Annotated in this window: 16 protein-coding genes; 7 read left to right on the forward strand and 9 right to left on the reverse strand. The window is 44.5% G+C overall.

Annotated features, from left to right (window positions below; translation table 11 throughout):
- Positions 1-137 precede the first annotated feature (137 nt).
- Entirely contained in the window at positions 138-1,709 is a 1,572-nt protein-coding gene (locus AT746_RS14300; RefSeq protein WP_062481431.1) for an AAA family ATPase, read from the forward strand.
- 1 nt (position 1,710) lies between these two features.
- Positions 1,711-2,811 (forward strand): hypothetical protein, encoded by a 1,101-nt coding sequence (locus tag AT746_RS14305; RefSeq protein WP_062481433.1) that lies wholly within the window; start codon positions 1,711-1,713, stop codon positions 2,809-2,811.
- Between the two features lie 24 nt (positions 2,812-2,835).
- Here AT746_RS14305 and AT746_RS14310 read toward each other — a convergent pair whose 3' ends face one another.
- From AT746_RS14310 to AT746_RS14330, 5 genes are all read right to left on the reverse strand, one after another.
- Positions 2,836-4,449: a replication endonuclease gene (locus tag AT746_RS14310; protein ID WP_231731086.1), complete on the reverse strand. Its 1,614-nt coding sequence runs from the start codon at positions 4,447-4,449 to the stop codon at positions 2,836-2,838.
- A 301-nt stretch (positions 4,450-4,750) separates the two neighbouring features.
- The gene (locus AT746_RS14315; RefSeq protein ID WP_062481438.1) at positions 4,751-4,981 is read right to left on the reverse strand and encodes a DNA-binding protein; all 231 of its coding nucleotides are present in this window, start codon (positions 4,979-4,981) and stop codon (positions 4,751-4,753) included.
- A 413-nt stretch (positions 4,982-5,394) separates the two neighbouring features.
- Positions 5,395-5,904: a hypothetical protein gene (locus AT746_RS14320; RefSeq protein ID WP_062481440.1), complete on the reverse strand. Its 510-nt coding sequence runs from the start codon at positions 5,902-5,904 to the stop codon at positions 5,395-5,397.
- A 93-nt stretch (positions 5,905-5,997) separates the two neighbouring features.
- Complete coding sequence (locus AT746_RS14325) at positions 5,998-6,372, reverse strand: BRCT domain-containing protein (RefSeq protein WP_062481441.1); 375 nt, start codon at positions 6,370-6,372, stop codon at positions 5,998-6,000.
- Positions 6,373-6,492: 120 nt separating this feature from the next.
- Complete coding sequence (locus AT746_RS14330) at positions 6,493-8,229, reverse strand: P-loop NTPase fold protein (protein ID WP_062481443.1); 1,737 nt, start codon at positions 8,227-8,229, stop codon at positions 6,493-6,495.
- Positions 8,230-8,973: 744 nt separating this feature from the next.
- Between AT746_RS14330 and AT746_RS14335 the strand changes: the two genes are divergently transcribed.
- Positions 8,974-9,474: a hypothetical protein gene (locus AT746_RS14335; RefSeq protein WP_062481445.1), complete on the forward strand. Its 501-nt coding sequence runs from the start codon at positions 8,974-8,976 to the stop codon at positions 9,472-9,474.
- Positions 9,475-9,476: 2 nt separating this feature from the next.
- Here the strand turns inward: AT746_RS14335 and AT746_RS14340 are convergent, their stop codons facing one another.
- Together AT746_RS14340 and AT746_RS14345 are read right to left on the reverse strand one after the other, a co-directional pair.
- Positions 9,477-10,118 carry a PEP-CTERM sorting domain-containing protein gene (locus AT746_RS14340; RefSeq protein ID WP_156413708.1) on the reverse strand — a complete coding sequence of 214 codons (642 nt, stop codon included), beginning with the start codon at positions 10,116-10,118 and terminating at the stop codon, positions 9,477-9,479.
- A 161-nt stretch (positions 10,119-10,279) separates the two neighbouring features.
- Entirely contained in the window at positions 10,280-11,515 is a 1,236-nt protein-coding gene (locus AT746_RS14345) for a site-specific integrase (protein ID WP_062481449.1), read from the reverse strand.
- A 408-nt stretch (positions 11,516-11,923) separates the two neighbouring features.
- Between AT746_RS14345 and AT746_RS14350 the strand changes: the two genes are divergently transcribed.
- Entirely contained in the window at positions 11,924-12,475 is a 552-nt protein-coding gene (locus AT746_RS14350) for a hypothetical protein (protein ID WP_062481452.1), read from the forward strand.
- Between the two features lie 102 nt (positions 12,476-12,577).
- Here AT746_RS14350 and AT746_RS14355 read toward each other — a convergent pair whose 3' ends face one another.
- Entirely contained in the window at positions 12,578-14,506 is a 1,929-nt protein-coding gene (locus tag AT746_RS14355) for a GGDEF domain-containing protein (protein WP_156413709.1), read from the reverse strand.
- Positions 14,507-14,809: 303 nt separating this feature from the next.
- Here AT746_RS14355 and AT746_RS14360 point away from each other — a divergent pair, with 303 nt between their 5' ends.
- Positions 14,810-15,259 carry a hypothetical protein gene (locus AT746_RS14360; RefSeq protein WP_062481455.1) on the forward strand — a complete coding sequence of 150 codons (450 nt, stop codon included), beginning with the start codon at positions 14,810-14,812 and terminating at the stop codon, positions 15,257-15,259.
- Positions 15,260-15,301: 42 nt separating this feature from the next.
- Here AT746_RS14360 and AT746_RS14365 read toward each other — a convergent pair whose 3' ends face one another.
- Positions 15,302-16,486 carry a helix-turn-helix transcriptional regulator gene (locus AT746_RS14365; protein WP_062481457.1) on the reverse strand — a complete coding sequence of 395 codons (1,185 nt, stop codon included), beginning with the start codon at positions 16,484-16,486 and terminating at the stop codon, positions 15,302-15,304.
- Between the two features lie 188 nt (positions 16,487-16,674).
- Here AT746_RS14365 and AT746_RS14370 point away from each other — a divergent pair, with 188 nt between their 5' ends.
- Both AT746_RS14370 and cueR read left to right on the forward strand, forming a co-directional pair.
- Positions 16,675-17,346: a hypothetical protein gene (locus tag AT746_RS14370; protein WP_156413710.1), complete on the forward strand. Its 672-nt coding sequence runs from the start codon at positions 16,675-16,677 to the stop codon at positions 17,344-17,346.
- Positions 17,347-17,481: 135 nt separating this feature from the next.
- Positions 17,482-17,877, forward strand: a complete 396-nt coding sequence (gene cueR / locus AT746_RS14375) for a Cu(I)-responsive transcriptional regulator (protein WP_062481462.1) — start codon at positions 17,482-17,484, stop codon at positions 17,875-17,877.
- Positions 17,878-17,917 lie beyond the last annotated feature (40 nt).

The following is a 17,917-nucleotide window of genomic DNA, read 5'->3' on the forward strand; positions in this document are numbered from 1 at the left end:
CACTAACAAAAATTCAAAATCCTTATTTTTGTAGCAGGTTTGTAGCTCTGACTCTGTCTACATTTTGCTACCGACTATAATCAGGTAAGAAAATCCGTTACGCTGTGCACAGTTAACCTCTTAATGACTGGGCAATTATGGATGAAATAAGAATTGAGGGATTGCGTTCCCTTCGTGATACTGGCTTGGTAAGCCTAAAACCAATAACTATTCTGGTCGGCAACAACAGTTCGGGAAAAAGTACTTTCCTCAGAGCGTTTCCTTTACTTAGACAAAGTGTAGAGAAAAAAACAAGGGGACCTATTCTTTGGAATGGATCTTACACTGACTTTGAATCTTTCGATACTTCACTTCACAAGAGTGACAACGAGGATAACAATAAAGACGCCAGAGAAATCTGCTTTACCTTCAAAATCCCAGCAAGAGACTTCAGGAGGGGTTACTACACTAATCAAAGATATCCATCTTATGAGAAGCCTATAGAGATAGATGCAAAAATATTTATAAGACCTGCTAAAGACAAAAAAACCTGTTATACACACATATATGACATGAGTGTATTGGATCACAAGTTTAGCTTCACTTTAGATGAAGATGGAGTTATAACTGACGTATCATCCTCAAAAATAACTTGGCCCCTAAAAAAGGCTCAACTGAAATATCAACAAAGTATTGCAGATAGCTTGTTGCCGGTACTTGCGACCCCCAGAACTGGTATTTACTTTTCCGAATTAGGCGAAAATGATATTGTCCAAAACCTGTTTACCATTATCTCAGACAAAATCAAACTAGAGAGCGGTAGTTCTAGTGATACAAAATGTAGAAAGTTTACTCGTGTTTTGGTCGAGAACTATGGAGACTCCAACCATAAATTAAAGTTAATGAAACTCTTCAACTCTACTGCCAAGTGGACTAATCGAGTGCAAGAATGGAGTATTCATGATGAGGAATTTCAATACCTTTCATCTCTAATAGATCTCGTATACATATTGCGACAGTCATTTTATTTAAATCAGAAGATCAGTGAGGAGCTACGTGGAGTAAGGTATGTAGCACCGATAAGGGCGTCTACTGCAAGATACTATAGATATCAAGATTTGAGCGTCGATGAATTAGACCACTTAGGCGAAAATATAGGAATGTTCCTCTCAAACATTCCAAAAAGGTGGAAGAAAACTCTTGACGAATGGACTAGCAAGAAATTTAATTTTGTAATAGACGATACAATGTCTATGAGCCATGTCGCAATCGGTATAAGGCATAGTGATTCTAGACACACTGACAATGTTGCCGACATGGGATTTGGCTACTCACAAATTCTCCCAATAATAATTCAGCTTTGGGCAGTTAGCTCTGGATATGAAAAAAGTAGAGAAAGCAGAGGGAATAAGAGTATTATTTTTGCGATCGAGCAGCCAGAGTTGCATCTACATCCGCTTATGCAAGCTAACTTATCTGTTGCCTTTTCTGAATCTGTAAAACTCGCTAGAGAAAACAAAATAGATCTAAGGATAATTCTAGAAACTCACAGTCCCTCCCTGATTTCAAAGTTAGGAGATTTGATTGCCACTAATGAGTTCGATAATAGTGATTGCTCTGTAATTCTATTTGAAAAGCAATCAGGTAGTCGGGAAACTCAGTTGAAATATTCATATTTTAATAACGACGGCGAGCTTAAAGACTGGCCGGTAGGCTTTTTCCATTATTAATATGATTATTGAAATTGATAGCAGCGCTGTTGGCGCGCTCGAATCCAGCAAATCCAACACAAAACAGATGGTGGAGCTTTTCTCTGACGTTTTCACTTCTATAGGCAGGGGTAATAATCTTTTTAGGATAAAAAAAGGTGATCTTTTAAAACTCTCAAAAGACTATAGACTTAGTGAGTTCCATAGAAATATAGCTAAAATTGAATCCAACCAAGCCACTTTTAGGGCAGCATTAGATGATGCCTTCGACTTTAAAGTTAAAATATATCATTCTGATTTCGAGGCTAATTTAAAGGAAAATGACATTAACATAGATGTGAAAAACTATAGTGATCTAAAACAAAACTATGAAATTAGCTTCCTCGATAAACCAATTGTTGTTTTCGAAAATCTCACTGACAATAAGATATATTCTAAAATAGCTGAATGGTTTATATCTAGTGTAGCTCACTTTAGAGGGTACAAAGTAAACTATGATGCATATCCAGGAGGAGGTGATAGCACACACTCAGTATGCAAGGAATTACTAGAAGAAGGGCGCATTGTATTTTCTCTAGTTGATAGTGACAAAAAGTACCCTGACGATCAAGTTGGAAAAACGGCGAAAGATACAATAGACGTATTTAAAAATGTAGGTTTTGATAATGCAGTATTAGTTGTAGGCGTCCATGAGGTGGAAAACTTAATCCCTCACAGCGTTCTTGAAAAAATTGCAAGGAATGAGCAGAAACCATTAATAGATTTTCTTAAAGCTGCATCTCAACTTTGTGATATGGCGCCTAAGTTCTACGATTTGAAGAGCAGTTTCAGTTTCAATACTATTTTTGAAGACCAGCATAGTAATTTTTCTGGATATTGGAGACCTATCTTTGAAAATTGGAATGTTGATTACGAGACTGAGTTCCGGGAGTCTATTGATTTAGGAAAAAAGAAGCTTAATGGTAGAGTTTTGAATAAACTCAGCTCTATGCTCCCTCACGCCATCGAATCATTTTCGGTGCTTGAACCATGCAATTGTCCTCCGTATGTAGAAGATGAATGGAAAAAAATAGGCAATTTTTTGTTGGCGTGCGGTATAAGCTCTCAGCCGATTAGAATTTAGTACAGTTATTTACAGAACTCCAAGTTAAAGCAAAGCGGGCCTGGACATCTGTACCTGCCATTGGTGTATACGGGTGATAAATTCCTTACCGGCGTGGATCACGCCTTTTAGCTTGTAGGCTATGGTGCCGTCAAACCAACTGGTTTTAATATCGCCGGTGTCCCGGTCATAGCCAAACTCAAAAAAGGGCCGTATACGCTGTTCACGGCGTTTACAGAATACACCGCCCATAGCCTGAGTATAACGGCACCATTTAGACTCATCAGCGGCCTTTCTGGCCTCTTCCAGCTCTGGAAATAGCTTCGATGCATTTTGCTTCATCCGGCGCAGTTCCCGCCATACAGTAACCGAAACCCCGCCAATCTGCTGAAACTGGCGAATGCCCCAGCACGAAGCCCAGGCTTCTACCCGCTGTGCGGCCTGTATGGGATCTTCCCCATAAACACCGGAATCCAGATTCTGACCATCAATATTTTTAGATACATACTTAGCCAGGTAGCCCGTGGCAGAACCTTTGTCAGGATCGATACGTTTAAAATCGCAGCGGTTTTCCTGTGCTCCGTCCTCATCACCATCTTCTTGCAGCGCATAATGGAAAATCACTTCTTCAATCTCAGCCAACTGTTCAGGCAAAGCAAATAGCAAAATATGCCAGTGAGGCGTACCGTCATGCTGTGGCTCCGCCACTCTGAAACCGTAGGGCTGAATTGCACGCCTATGCAGCTCTGCCCGAATTCTGGCCCAAAGGTCACATAAATATTGCTGGGCCTGATAAGGCGTGGTCCGTTGCCATTTAGGGTTAGGCTGGCCGGATTTACTAAATGCAGCATGATATTTCGACGGGCAGGTAATGGTGACAAACAATCCCTTATGGCCCATTTCCTCAGAGAGGTTTTCAAAGCCCCTCATACGGGTCATCAGTTCATTTTTACGATTTACCGGATTAGAGACATTCAGATCTGACAATTCTTGCAGGTTGTAGCTCTGGCCCAGTTCATTGGTGGCCTCAATAGCACTAAGCAACCGCTCAGCCCTGAGTTTTTGCTGCCGTCTGTGGCTAACCGTTAAATCACTGGCATAAATCCCCTTAAACCGGTTTACCAGATTCAGGTTCAGACAAACCTCTTCCTGCGCTCTTGTATACAGCTTACGGAGTTTTCGTAGCCACCACTGCTGATCCTGCATCCTACGAATACACCCGTATACGGTGATTTTGCCGTTTTGCGGTTCGGGGGGCCGAAGCCCTTTCCCGTATACGTAGCTTGCAAGCTCTTGGTATACGGGTTCCAGAATTTCGCGCTCCTTTGACGTATCGCCGTATACGGAGCCTGTACCGGGGCTTCGTAGCGCCGTAGTACGGCATTTGTCGGCAAACATCTTGGCTACGCTGCGCAGACTGTGTTCGTCCATATCAAACTCACGAATGAGTTCTTCAGGCAGGATTTCCAAAAGCGCTGTAGTTTTTTCTCTGAGAAATCGATTTTTCTCTGGTCTGCTCGGCTGTTCACCGTAGAGCTCCAACAGTCGCTTTTGCAGTTTATAAGGGAATGGCTCCAACTGCTTTGCAACGTAGGCTCGATCATGAATATCAATAACGCTGGCAAATTGTTCAATGGCCTGGCATTGCTCGCTCAGCACCTCATTCAATCTGTTATCCTGGAACCCATTCATGACCGGGTCTCACATCTGGCAACATACTCCAGGCCATAATCGCTTAGCACAAAGCGGGACCATCGAATTCCAGCGTAGAACTCCTCTTTTACATCAACCAATCCCCAACGAATCAGAGTATAAAGAGAAGGCTTTGGATTACTCTGTGGTGGCTCTGAGGAACAGTTTATTTTGCCGAAACAACATCCCGGCTGAGTGCATAGCTCAACCCAGTTACCCTGATTTAACCAGAAGATAAGATCTCTGACTTTTCGACATGGATTTTCCATCATGCTACCTCCCCCGGATCCATCAGGTGCGATTGGCGATAGAAACTATCCAGCCAGGCATCCAAATCTTCTTTAAGGTATCTGATCGCCCTACCCACTTTGATAAATCGTGGTGCGGGAGTACGGCTATCCCGGTTTCCTTCCATACGCGCCTGGCGCAGAAAAGACCGGCTCATGCTGATATAGGCCGAAGCCTCAATTTCTGTAAATGCTCTTTTTTGTGTGTTCATACTACTTTGACTCCTGTGTTAATACTGATGCTGTCAATGAACGACGGAGTACAGACTAGAAGCGTTTGAACAAGAAAAATAGACCTCCAAAATCAGCCGAAAAAAAGCGAAAGTTTCGCTTAAAAAGCGCGCCAGATAAGGCTTTGGGGTAACGGGAAAGCAAGAAAATATTTCGCTTCTAAATTTCGCTTAGAAGCTGATGGATAAAGGGCTGGAGAGAATCACAAAGTTTTCGCTTAACTTTTCGCTTCCGGAAGCGAAAAAAGGCAATCGGATGGCGAAATTTTGTACACCGCGGCTGGTAGAGGTACTGGATTGTTCATTCTCCGCTCAATATAGCGGAAGTTTGTGCATGGACATTATTCTGAGTCTTGAGTCATACTTTGAGCTCAGTTTTTAGCGATAGTAAACGACTAGAGGACTGAATCATTCTGTTCGATTTCATCAAGTATATGTAAGACTTCCTCTGCAAATACATCAATAGCAACATTCATAGTCCAGCTCCCCTTGCTGAACTCTTTACCTTTGAATTGAGTACAGATCTTGTCAGTGTGTTCAGTTAGAACTTTAGGGTAAACATTCTTTGAAACGGAGTCAGCGTGTATTATTTTGTCACAAACCTGCTTTAAAGTAGCTGGGCGTTCACGTAATTCTTCGTCATAGTATAACCACGAGCTTTGAGCCAAAGGTTCGTCTGAGTAAGGGATTCGTTTCTGATATAGGTTTGTTCGCAATGCAATTGCTAACTGAAGAACATGACTAGAGACTACATTCTGAAGAACAAGGCTAGTGCTCTCTGAGATTGTCCATTCAGATAAACCAAAGGAGAAACTGCTGGTAGATAAATCAAGGCCATGACAAATAAGGCACAACCTTCTGATTTCATCAAAATCCTGGCGATGTTTTCCTAATATCTCTTTCATAATAAGCTGTCAGCCTTGGCGCATGCCTATAAAATTCAATGAATGGGTACTACCAAGCAATAGAAAAAGTGATTTACTTAGCCGTTGAGGCTTTTAACTATTTTGTGCAGGCACCTCACCAGTTTCAACAAAGTGAATGAATTGTTCCTCCCTTAGAAACTGCACTCCTTGAGCTTCTGCCTTCTCTATTTTCTTCGGGCCTGCATTCTCACCGCCAACAAGATAGTCTAGTTTTTGGGTCACCGAGGCTACTACCTTAAATCTATTATCATTTGCCAGATCAGTTAGTTCGTTTTTCTTGCTCACACCAAAACCAGTGAAACACACCTGGAGCCGGTTATCCTTTGCCTTTTTAGTGCGCATCGAGTAAATCATCTTCCACGCTTCAGCATCGGTCAAAGCAGCTATTTTTTCAGAGCTTAAATCGGACTTCGACTTTAGTATCATCGTTGGTTTTTCACTGGCCATACGTTCATCCTCTTCCTGCCCGCAGTTCTTCGTAATGCATCCCTGCAGATTCATAACATTAATTAGCAACACTTTTGGCGAATTTATCTTTCTATTAAGTAAAGCGTCAATAGCTGCATATCAGGTTTTCTCTTGGATATTTTTATCTTGTATCCTTTCGTAAATCTCTTGGTCGTATGACCTCACAACTAGCGCATGATGCGGAGACTCTTGCCCTATTATAAAAAGCACCTCTTCCATAGCATTACCTAGTTTTTGAAGTACCTCTTTGTGAGGCCCGCCTTCACGGCGCATTTCCAAACACTCTAAAATTATTGCTCTTTGCTCAACTCCCTTTAACCCTCGAACGATATTCACCAATTCACAAACTGGACTATCAGCAAGTTTTTCAATACCATCTGGCAACACCACACCATCTGCAATTTCAGTTAGTATAGAAACTAAATTTTTATTATTTTTCTCACCTACTCTATCTCGGCATTTTTCGTAGAAAACATCATCAAGCGACACCCCGTTATATTTCTTTGGAACATCAAAATCTCTTTGCTCTCTTGAATGATTAAAGTACTCATCTATCAAGTGGTCAGCCTCCTTATTTCTTTCGAAATACCGCATTGCGGCGATAGAAGCTTGCAAATCATATGGCAGATTATATGGGATAGCGGCGAGTGATGTTTGGTAAACAGTATCTAGGGCCTCATCGACACTGATGTCGAATTCAGAATGAAGATTTCTCAATGCTTTTTTTTGAGCTACAAGATATTCATGTTTACTTATCTCTTGTTTACGTTTCATAATCGCTTCTTGCAACTTGTCTCGCTCGAAGTAGCCTTGCAGGACTCCTTGGAGTACTGGTTTGTCGATATCACCAAAAAATTCATAACCAAGACTACTGAGAAGATTTTCATACTTTTTGTATTGAGTTTTTTCCTCACTCCCATTCTCGCCAAGATTGCCAAATAGTCTGCTCATCGAATTAACACCATACCTTTCAATGAACTGGATAGAAGGAATATTCTCAGGGTCGTGGTGATGGTGAATTTCAGACCATGTGAAGAGCACTAGCGACTGATAGATCTCTTGTTCCACAGTTTCATTAAAATTAAAGTCGAAACCTTCAAGCTCAGTCGCCATTCTCTTGATTCTAAACAATGTCCTCAGATTATTTATTTTAAGAGATATAGCGTGATTTTTTACCAAACCTTCGATACGATCTCCATCAAAGGCAATATCGTAGATTTCCTCAATCGTGGGCTTGAAATTAACCTCTCTGTCAACAACCTTTTCCTTAAAGAAAAGATAGTCATCTCCTGCTATCGCGTCTTCATTTAAGATAATTACGACTTTGCATTGCCTCTCTTCTTTGAGTTGACATAGTAAACCTAACACCTCTCGAATGTTTAACTCTTTACCACACCTCTCTAAATCATCTACACATATAATTTTTTTATGATTAGCAACATTGACGAATGTATCTGTTAAACCATCTAGCTTAATGAAAGGAACCTTCGCATCCTTGGACAAGGTTAGAAGCTTCCTGCTCTTACCCAGAGTCGAACTAAATAGACCTGAAATATTCTTAAATAACTGTTTTTGTGAATCTATGCTATCCAAAGCGAACTCAGCGCTTCTACTGTTAACTGTATTCTGGAAAATACCATACCTGACTTCTTTGATACTACGAAGTCCAAACAGCGATAGATAAGCATAGTGTTCAAGGTCACAAGATGACTCTTTGATCGTGGACTTCCACAAGTGAGTTTTGCCACTTCCCCAAGGCCCCTTGATAGCCAATATTTCGGGGCTAGAGCTGTTTAGAAAGTCTTTTATAATTTTTTTCGTATGAGTGACTGACATAAATATTGAGCTACAATTTTGATCATGCGGTCTGAAGAGCCGTACTAACAGTATTCGATCATATCTGAGAAAGAAAGACTAATACTGAGCATGACAAAAGATATGTGTTGTTGCGCCTATAGGCGGCCAGTTGCCCTTATATGATCTGTCTACTGTCGAGCAAATATATTGCTGTACTGCGCAAAATCCCATTTTTCATGCTCTAGGCAGTAGCGGATACCCTCTATTGTAATACTGAACCTACCCTATAACTCTGACAATCTGCAGTTGTCCTTCTTAATCATGGCTTTAAGCATTGCATTCCTGTGGGTTCATGACAGTATATAGAAACACTTTTGAGAATCTACTTAGTGTATGAAGAAAGAGCTAACAGACAAAATCTGCCCTTACTGTGACTCGCAAGAAGTGGTTTACAGTTCTCCAAATTGGGTTGCCTGTGAGCACTGCGACAAGAAATGGGAAGTGGGACGAAAAGTGGCCGGAACATTTAACTGGCTAACAGAAAGGTTTGAGGCTGACGGTCAAGAATAGAGTGTCTAAGGGTATCAGGGTGGGTTGGAAGTCAGCATTGAGAGAATATAGGAGATTAAGGAAAGCAGTTTTCTTATTCCACTTAGTTCTGAACATAATGGTATGAGCAAAGTTAGGTGACCAGGCCATTACAATTAATTTTGACAGCATGGTAATTGCACCGTCAATATAAGGTAATTTTTACTTAAGATTGGCCAGCAAGGGATTAAGAATTTGCTAACTTTCAAAAGCAATAATATAAAAATAGCGTTAATCGCGGTACAAAGCTTTTTTCTAACTACTGTATATGCCTCAGAAAAGGTAACAGTAACAGATATTAGTGAAGTTGAACTTTCAGCTTACTACGAAGGTGTTGCACACACATTGCAATTCGGTTCAAGATTGTTAGCGACTATGAAAGTGATGAGCACACCTGAAGGCAGAACGCCTGCCTTCCAGGCTCTTTTTTTAGCCGCAGGTACTGAATCAATTAACCGTATAAGCGACTTGGGCGAAGATGCGGAGAGAGCTTATAGAAAAGGCATAGTCAACACAACTCAGCTTTGGGCTATGGACCGATATCCGGTATGCCTGCCTATGAATCTAAAATTATCAGCATCAGATATTGAAACGGCGATTAATGAAGTTTTTAAAGGTCCTTTCCAACAAGATTCACTTAGCATACTTGTTATTGGTGCTATGGAGCAACTGTCAACTCAACATCCTTGTAAGTAATCTTAGAGTCTTCTCAACCTGAAAATTGCATATAACGCCAGGCCGAATAAACCAAGAGTGCCAGGCTCAGGCACAGTCGCGAGTGATACAAACTTGGTTAGCCGGTTACCAAACATATCGCCAAGAAATGCTTCTCCTTGAAAACTCCCAAATACACTTGGGTTGAACTTCTCTTGCGGTCCAAGCTTCCATACCCCAGCGTAAATTGTAAAAATATCGCCAGTAAATACAGGAATCCTGGACCGACCGCCATCAACTGTATCGATATAGGTAGAGGTGATCTCTGGAGTAATATCATTGAAAGATTGAAGTAGATTGTCTGCTAGAGCTTGAAACTGATAAGTGCTATCTACACCATTTATCGAAATATTGACCTCAGAGTAAATAGCAGCGAAATCTCGGCTTGAGTCCGCAGGAGAGGCCCAGTTTTTCATATAAAGCAGATCTATTTGTCCGTCCTTTATAACTTCAAATGATATTGAGTTGGATATTGTGAACTTTCCAGTACCATCAACAATGTCACCTGAGATTATGATGGCACCAAACGCATTATTAATTGACAGTAATGCCAATAGAGAGAACATATATAACTTTTTCATTCCTTTGAGGCCCATTTTAATATCAATATTAAATAAAGGGGCCACCTTAAACTAAGCTTTGGTACTGGTCAAACTATACCGCTTCGTTCGCCTACATAAGAAATTAATAAATAAGATAAAATTCTCCAGTTAGTGTCTGCAGTCGCGCCTTCTATGGCAATCAGACAATCTATTTGCCTCTCTCGGGTGGACAAAATTAGCAAAACTTAACCGATTAGATTCACTGCAGCGGCTTTGTGCTCTGGTGCAAGGTGGGCGTAGCGAAGGGTCATTTCCAGATTACCATGGCCCAACAGCTCCCGCACTGTGTTGAGATCGGCTCCGGCCATAACCAGCTTGCTGGCAAAGTGGTGGCGCAGGTCGTGAAAGCGGAAATTCTCTATTTCGGCTTCTGTCAGTACCTTTATCCAGCCTTTTTTGATATCCGTAATCGGCTTGCCGGGTTCCCCTTCAAAGACATAGCCTGTGCCCTGGGTATCCTGTTGCCACTGAATTAGGGCCTGCTTGGCTTTGTGATTTAAGGGGATATGGCGGCTTTTGCCGGATTTGGCGTTATCGGCAATCACTGTCAGGTAGTCATTCACCAGATTCACGTTTTCCCAGCGCAGAGAAAATAACTCCCCTCTTCGCATACCGGTATTCATGGCAAGCAAAACTATCGGTTCCAGGTGATCGGCAAAATGCTTATCTCTGAGTTCAGGTAACAGCGGGTAGCCTCGTTGCTGCCGGAACAGATTGCCGTTCTCCCTTTCGGCTTTGATCCTGGCATCTCGTTTTCTAAGTGTATCCAACAAAGACGCCTCTTCTACCTTATCGAGATACCGCACCACTTTGTTATCGGTTCTGAGGGCCTTGACCTTGTTCAGATCATGACTTTCAATCAAACCCCACTCCACCGCTCTGCTCATGGCACCTTTTAACGGGTTCACATAGCTGTTGATGGTGGCCGGTTTAACGCCAGTTTTTCGTTTTTCATTGCGCCACTTTTCAATGGTCCAGGCATTAATTGCTGAAAGCTGTTTACCCAGCAGATCAGGGAAACCGGCCTTAATGGTTTTCACCGTGCGTTCGGCAGTTTTACTGTTGCGAGTTTCCAGCCAGGGCAGGTATTTTTCATCCAGAAAAGTTCCCAGTCTGGTTAGCTTGGCTAACTGGGTTTGTTTCCTGGCTTGCTTCTTCGCTGCCTGTACATCAATACCATTGGCCACCTCCCCGGCTTTGGCTTTTGCCAGATCTCTGGCTTGGGCCGGAGTGACCTCACCATGGATACCCAGCTTGTAATTTACCTGTTTGCCATTGATGCGATAGAAGAGGTAATAGGTGATTTTTCCGGCAGGACTGATGCGGGCATGAAAACCTGGCACCTCGGTATCGTTGACCCTCTGATCTTGCACAGTAAGGGCCTTAATACTGGAAATCGTGATCTTCTCTCGCTTTGCCATTTTTTCGCTCCGATTGAAAAATGTAGCAGATATGTAGCAAGAAAATTATGCTTCTATGTAGCAAAGAGAACAACCACAAACAAAACCAACACCTATAAGACACTGTTATTTATGGTTTTATTTTTACTATTTTGTTTATGCACGTTCATCGGAATTCACTGAAAAACACGCCAAAATCACACTCATAATCGGTAGGTCCCCAGTTCCAGTCTGGGAGGGGCCACCATTTTTAGGCTCTACCCTATAAACGGGGCATCTGCACTCATCGTACTCGGTTAATTACACCATCCCACCCACAATGGGTCATCACTCTTATTCGATAATTTCTGTTTTAAACGACTGACGGACATCCACAAGGAAATTTGGTAGTGTTAATCAGCTAACCAATAACCAGTACGAAGTGCAAATATGTCTAAACGTAACGCTCTGTTGGCTTTGTCGGGCATTGCACTGGTGATCATCAGTACCTGTTGGTCTCTCTCTGATGGCGAAAAAATAGCGCCTCAGAAATGGGTGGTGATCACAGCCGATGACAGACCACTTCGTCAATCTGAAATCCGTATTCTCGAAAATTACCAGTCACAATTCAGTCAGGATTCCTCGAAAAGCGCTTCAGAGCTTATCTACGGTCATGATTTTACTATCCTGTCATCAACTGCTGAATTGGTTGAGAGGCTACAGAACAGTAACGACAATACGCCTCTTCTTATAGAGCTTGTGCATCCTACACTGCACTCCGCCAAGCAACTTAAAGCCAGTCTGACAACTTCATTGATCAGACCATTGGGCCTGCAACGGGTTATTCCGGTGGTTTCATTGAATGGCGGGGAGCATCCCTACAACTGTAGCCAGTTTGAAAATGATATTATATTCGCCGATTGGAATTTTGGCGGCATTGCCTTTCGTCTGTCCGATGACGCCCTGGCTTTTTTAAGCCGGTGCTCTAAGCCGCCAGAATAAAAGTGGCAAGCGACGTTATTGTGAAGCCGACATAGAGACAATTTTTGAATAAAAAGGGGCGCATTTAAATTAAAACCTCTTCCGGTGAGCAGGGTATTGATCTCAATAACTGCTAAAAGCCCTACTTGAGTCTTTGTTGATATTGCTCTCAACACAGTTTCCGCCCTTCTCTTTAGCCTTATACAGTTTTTCATCAGCCTGATTAATAATCTCTGCCGGGGCTCGGTCCGGCGTGACCGTCACTGCCCCCATACTGATGCTGACAACATCCGCCTTACGGCTGTTAAATTCATGGGGAATTTGTAGTGCAGCGACCTTTGCCACCACCTCCGTTAAGAATGAGGCATTCGCGTTGACCAGGGCTTTGGGTATCAGTAAAGCAAATTCTTCGCCGCCGTAACGATAGGCCAGAACGCCATCCAGAGAGAGCAAGCACTGACTGACTTGTTGCAATACCCGATCCCCGGCCTCGTGCCCATAATGATCATTGAACAGCTTAAACGCATCAATATCGGCAAGAGCGAGAATGTATGGGCTCTTTTCAGACAAAATTGTTTGCAGATCCCGATCAAAAGAGCGCCGGTTCATCAGCCCGGTGAGGCCGTCAATATGAGCCAGATGCTGAAGGCGCTTATTGGCTTCGGCGAGTTCTGCGGTTCTCTCGCTAACCTGTTTTTCCAGACTTTGCTGTGCCCGCACAAACCGTCTCGCCATGGTTCTGAACGCATCCAGCGCCAGTTTTACTTCGCCCTTAAACCGCCACTGTTTGTCGCGGCTGGTAATCACATCCTGATAGTTTTTAGCATCCATTAACCCGGCAACCGAGGCGAGCCTGCGCAGAGGCTGAGAAACTTCCCGGTTGACCTGCCAATGTACAACCAGTAACAACAGCCCCAACATCAATAATCCGGTGATGCTTAACCGCAATGGCTGAACACTGGCTTGTTCACGAATAAGATCGTGGGGATAGAGTGCCACATACCACCAATCCAGCCGGGGTACCTGTTGTAAAATCACCAGATGGTCCGGAACTGTATCCTCAAATACCTGTACGGAATTTACATCAGGCTGCGCCTTAATCAGGGCATAAACCGACTGATACAAAGGTTCATCATAATTATCATGGCTAAGTAAAGGCTGCTTTTTGAGGTTTTCACTGATGTTTGATGCGGCGATTAAATCCCCCTGATCGTTCAGGAGCATGTGGTTTGTGCCTGCATGCCTTCCTGTTTGCAAATCAGTCAGTAACTTATCCAGTTCCACATCGAAACTGGCATTCGCCAGATGTCTGCCGTTAAGATCTATGGGTTGTTGATAAGTGATGGTCCAGACATCGGCGGAGGAATCATAGTAAAGGCCAGTCCAGTTTGGCTCCCGTTCGGGGTTCTGCGACTGCAGGCTGGAGCGCAGAACACTGTAATCGGTCATGATCAGGTTTTCGTCCGCAATGCGCCCCCAGGGACTGTCCTCTGAATACATAATCAGTGCATTTTCCGGCATCGACAAATGACTGTTGCTGACCACTTTTGACCAGGCCGGCCCCAGTTCATTCAGAGTCAAGGTGGCGGCAACAATACGGGCTTTGCGTTCATCATCCAGCGGCTCATCTGATTTACCGACAAAGGCCGACACGCCTTTTATCGAGCGCTGATTTTCGGTAACACCGTCAAAGTATTGCTGCTTCAGCCGTTTGACGCCCTCAGAAGTCTGCTCAAACCAGTTGTCAAATAGTGCGCTACTGCCAGGTGCATGGTCTTGCTGAAGACGATACTGGCGGAGAAAGGACTGGGCCAGAATGTCGGCATTGTCAGCAACCTGAGCAAACAACATCTCCGTCGGTACCAGTGCCATCTGAATATCTTGTTTCAATGACGTGACAATCTGCTCCTGAGAGCGCGGGTAAGTTGAGAAAAAGGTAATAGTGGAGGCAACAACAAGAACCAATAAGGCCCAAAAGGTGATCCGTAACACCAGTCGCCTGCCTAATTGCTCCTGAGGATGGAGTTGTCTGTTCTGATCTCTTCGTTCCAACTGCGAGAACCATTAAAAATCGTTGCCAGAATAATAGCTTATCTGATTACGTTCCACTACCGCCAAAAAGCGTGCCGGTGCAGTACAAAACGACCATTTAGCGCTGCTACACAGACCCTGGAGTCTGGTTATTCCCTCCAGGCTATCGGGCGGCATTAACGGCAGGATTGAGCGCAGTCTTCGCTGACAACCCAGAACACATTCTCGTGTTCTGGGTAAAAGTCATCTGGCCCGAAAATCATTTTTCTGCCGCGGGTGCTACACTTTCCAACAATCAAAATGATGCGACGGGGTGTTATTAGTATGTTTATGGGGCATGGAATCTATGCCGTCGAACATGACAGAGAGATTATCGTATTTGTCGCCCAAGGCGCATGGAATGTGGAGGCATCGCAAAGCGCAACAAAACTGATTTCTAAGTATGTAAACTCTATATCCAATCAGGAGTTTGCCATTATTGCTGATACCAGCCAGGTGGAAGGCATAACGCCAGACAGCGCTGAGGTCTGGTCAGAGGCGGTTAATGAGTGGCACCAGAAAGGCCATACCACGCTCGCCAGAGTGGATAATCCCGAGTCAGCGCACTACAAAGTATTTTTATCAAGGTTTGACGAGTTTGCTAAACAGCACCAGCAACTCAGAATATGTGATTCGCGGGAAGACGCGCTGGAATGGCTACATAGTGAAGGTTTCAGGGGCTTTGAAAATGGTCTTCCAAATCTGCAATATGTTGACGGGCTGAATGCAAAGTAATGGTGCCGAAACGAGATATCGCTGTATTCAGCAGGTAGTATTTCAGACAATCCGTTCATCGGGTTTATGATCCCGGTATTCTCCCGGCGTCATGCCGGTATGCAGCTTAAATGCTTTATAGAATGACGAGCGGGCGTTAAAACCAACACTTAGTGCCACATCCAATACCGATTGCTGATTGGCCAGAATCAGGGGTTTGGCGGCATCAATACGCCAGCGGTTGATATAATCGAAAAAAGTCTGGCCAAGTGTTTCGTTCAGTGTCTGTGACAGGTAATTGGGCGTCACGCCAATATGCTTTGCCAGCCTGGTCAGAGAAATGTCAGAGTCAAGATACAGCTTGTCGTCGCGCATGGCGTTTTCCAGCTTGTCAGCAATGCGTTTTGACTGTTCGTCGCCCAGGGAGGAACGCTGATATTTAGCAGCATTTTCTGTTGCCAAAACTGGCGTAATAACCTCCTGCGGCGCCAGATAGTGGCCTTCAAAGCCCGGACGCTGCCACAAGCCCCAGGCCGATAATAACCAAACCAGTGCCCATACCATCCACGCCCCACCCTCGCGGCTGAGCACAGCATCAAGGTAAAGGTTGTCAGTGATCACCGACAGCGCAGCCAGCACCCAGGCAACGCCCAAGCCCCCCATCAACAGGGTGATCCAGTGCAGTTCGCGGTTTTCGTTATTGGCAAACTGTTGTTTCAGGGTTTGACGATAACGTTTCAGTCTTTTAACAATTCGTACCAGATAGTAGCCAGATTGCGCAATCCAGCCCATTACCAACGTGAATACCGCAATCATCAGCGCACCAACATATCCGCTCATGTCGCCTGTGCCGTTTGTCAGCAGAGGGATTTTGATTTCATCGGGCAGCAAGCCGGTAAGCAGCGCACAAACTGCGCCGATTATCGCCAGCGCAAAATGCCTGAAATTTTTGTTCTGCCACTGCCAGGGCTTTTCGCTGGTCAGTGAGGCGATATAAAACCACAGTAATGGCCCTAAGCTAAGCAGGGCCGGTAACATCAGCAACAATGACAGCACCCGGCCAGCCGGAGCATAAACATCGACAACGGGGCGGGCTATTAATACCAGTAACGTCAGCAGTACGGCCGCAAGAAACTTATGCGATACCGGCGATGAGGAGCGTGAAAAAATCAGCGTCACCGCCAGTAAAATCTGTCCTGCGGTTGCCAGGGTGATGTCGAACACCAGGTTGCTTGCTGTATTTTCCATGTTTAGTCATTACCCATTTTGCATACTCATCATATAGCCAAAACCCATCCACGACAGCGCCAGATACCTGTCCGCCTGCTCACAGAGACAGTCAATACCTGTCTTCGCCGTCACGCCAGGACGACAACCCTCGCGGATTCATGCAGATTACACCGGCACCTCAGCACAAATCAAAGGAAGCAAGCATCATGTCTCTCATTATGTGGGTTCACGTTATTTTTGGCACCCTGGCCGTACTGGCGGGTTTTATGGCCCTGGTTGCCCCTAAAGGCCAGGCCTGGCACATCCGGGCCGGTAAACTCTATGTCCTGACAATGTTGATAATGGCTGCCGCCGGTGGGCTGGCCGCCCTGCTATTGCCACAGGCTATCAATGTGTTTGCGGCGGGCCTGACCGCCTATCTGGTTATGACCGCCTGGCACGCCGCAAATAAAAAACAGCTGGGCCGTGACCCTTTTGAAATCATCAGCTGTGTGTTTATTCTCACTATCGCCAGCATCTGCCTTGGCATAGGTGTTGAGGCCATGAACAGTGCCGAAGGTGCCTACCACGGTTATACCTATGATGCCTATTTTATCATTGGCGGCATCGCCGCTTTTGCGGCCCTGATGGATATCAGCTTACTGATCCGCGGCAATGTTGCCGGTAAGCAGCGCATTGCCCGGCATATCTGGCGCATGTCGGTATCTTATTTCATCGCTGTGGGTTCATTATTTGAAGGGCCCGGGGCTCAAGCCTTCCCTGACTTTCTGCGCGAATCGGGAGTGTTAGGGATTCCGGCACCACTGGTGATTTTGTTTATGCTGTACTGGTTAATCAGAACCCTGATGCCCCGGCCTGGTTTTAAGTTCAGTCACTGACCCTGCGCCTGGTTCACTGAAGCAGTCAGAACACCGGCATCGCAACACCAGATATTGTTATTTAGAGTTAGAAATGGATTTCATCTACTATTGCCTTCACAGATTGAAACTGAACATTGTCTGATAAGGTGTCTGATGAATATTGGTGAAGCGGCGCAGCGTACCGGGCTTAGCAATAAAATGATCCGCCACTATGAAGCGCAGGGGTTATTTACACCGGCTGGTCGCAGTGAAGCCGGATACCGCTTATACAGTGAACATAATATTCAGGTGTTATGTTTTATTCGCCAGGCACGGCGGCTGGATTTCTCCATTCCTCAGATTGCCGGGTTATTGCAGCTGTGGCACAACCCGCAGCGCTCAAGCCGTGATGTCAAGGAAATGGCCGAGGCGCATCTGGCTGAGGTCAATCAGAAGCTACGTGAACTGAAGTCGATGAAAACAACATTAGAGTCGATGATCCATGCCTGTAAGGGCAATGATGATCCAGCCTGTGCCATTCTCAGCACGCTGGAAAATCCCATAAAATAGCCCTTGACCCTGACACTATGGTAAGGACGATACTGGGCTT

It is taken from the genome of Lacimicrobium alkaliphilum (assembly GCF_001466725.1).
Lineage (GTDB): Bacteria > Pseudomonadota > Gammaproteobacteria > Enterobacterales > Alteromonadaceae > Lacimicrobium > Lacimicrobium alkaliphilum_B.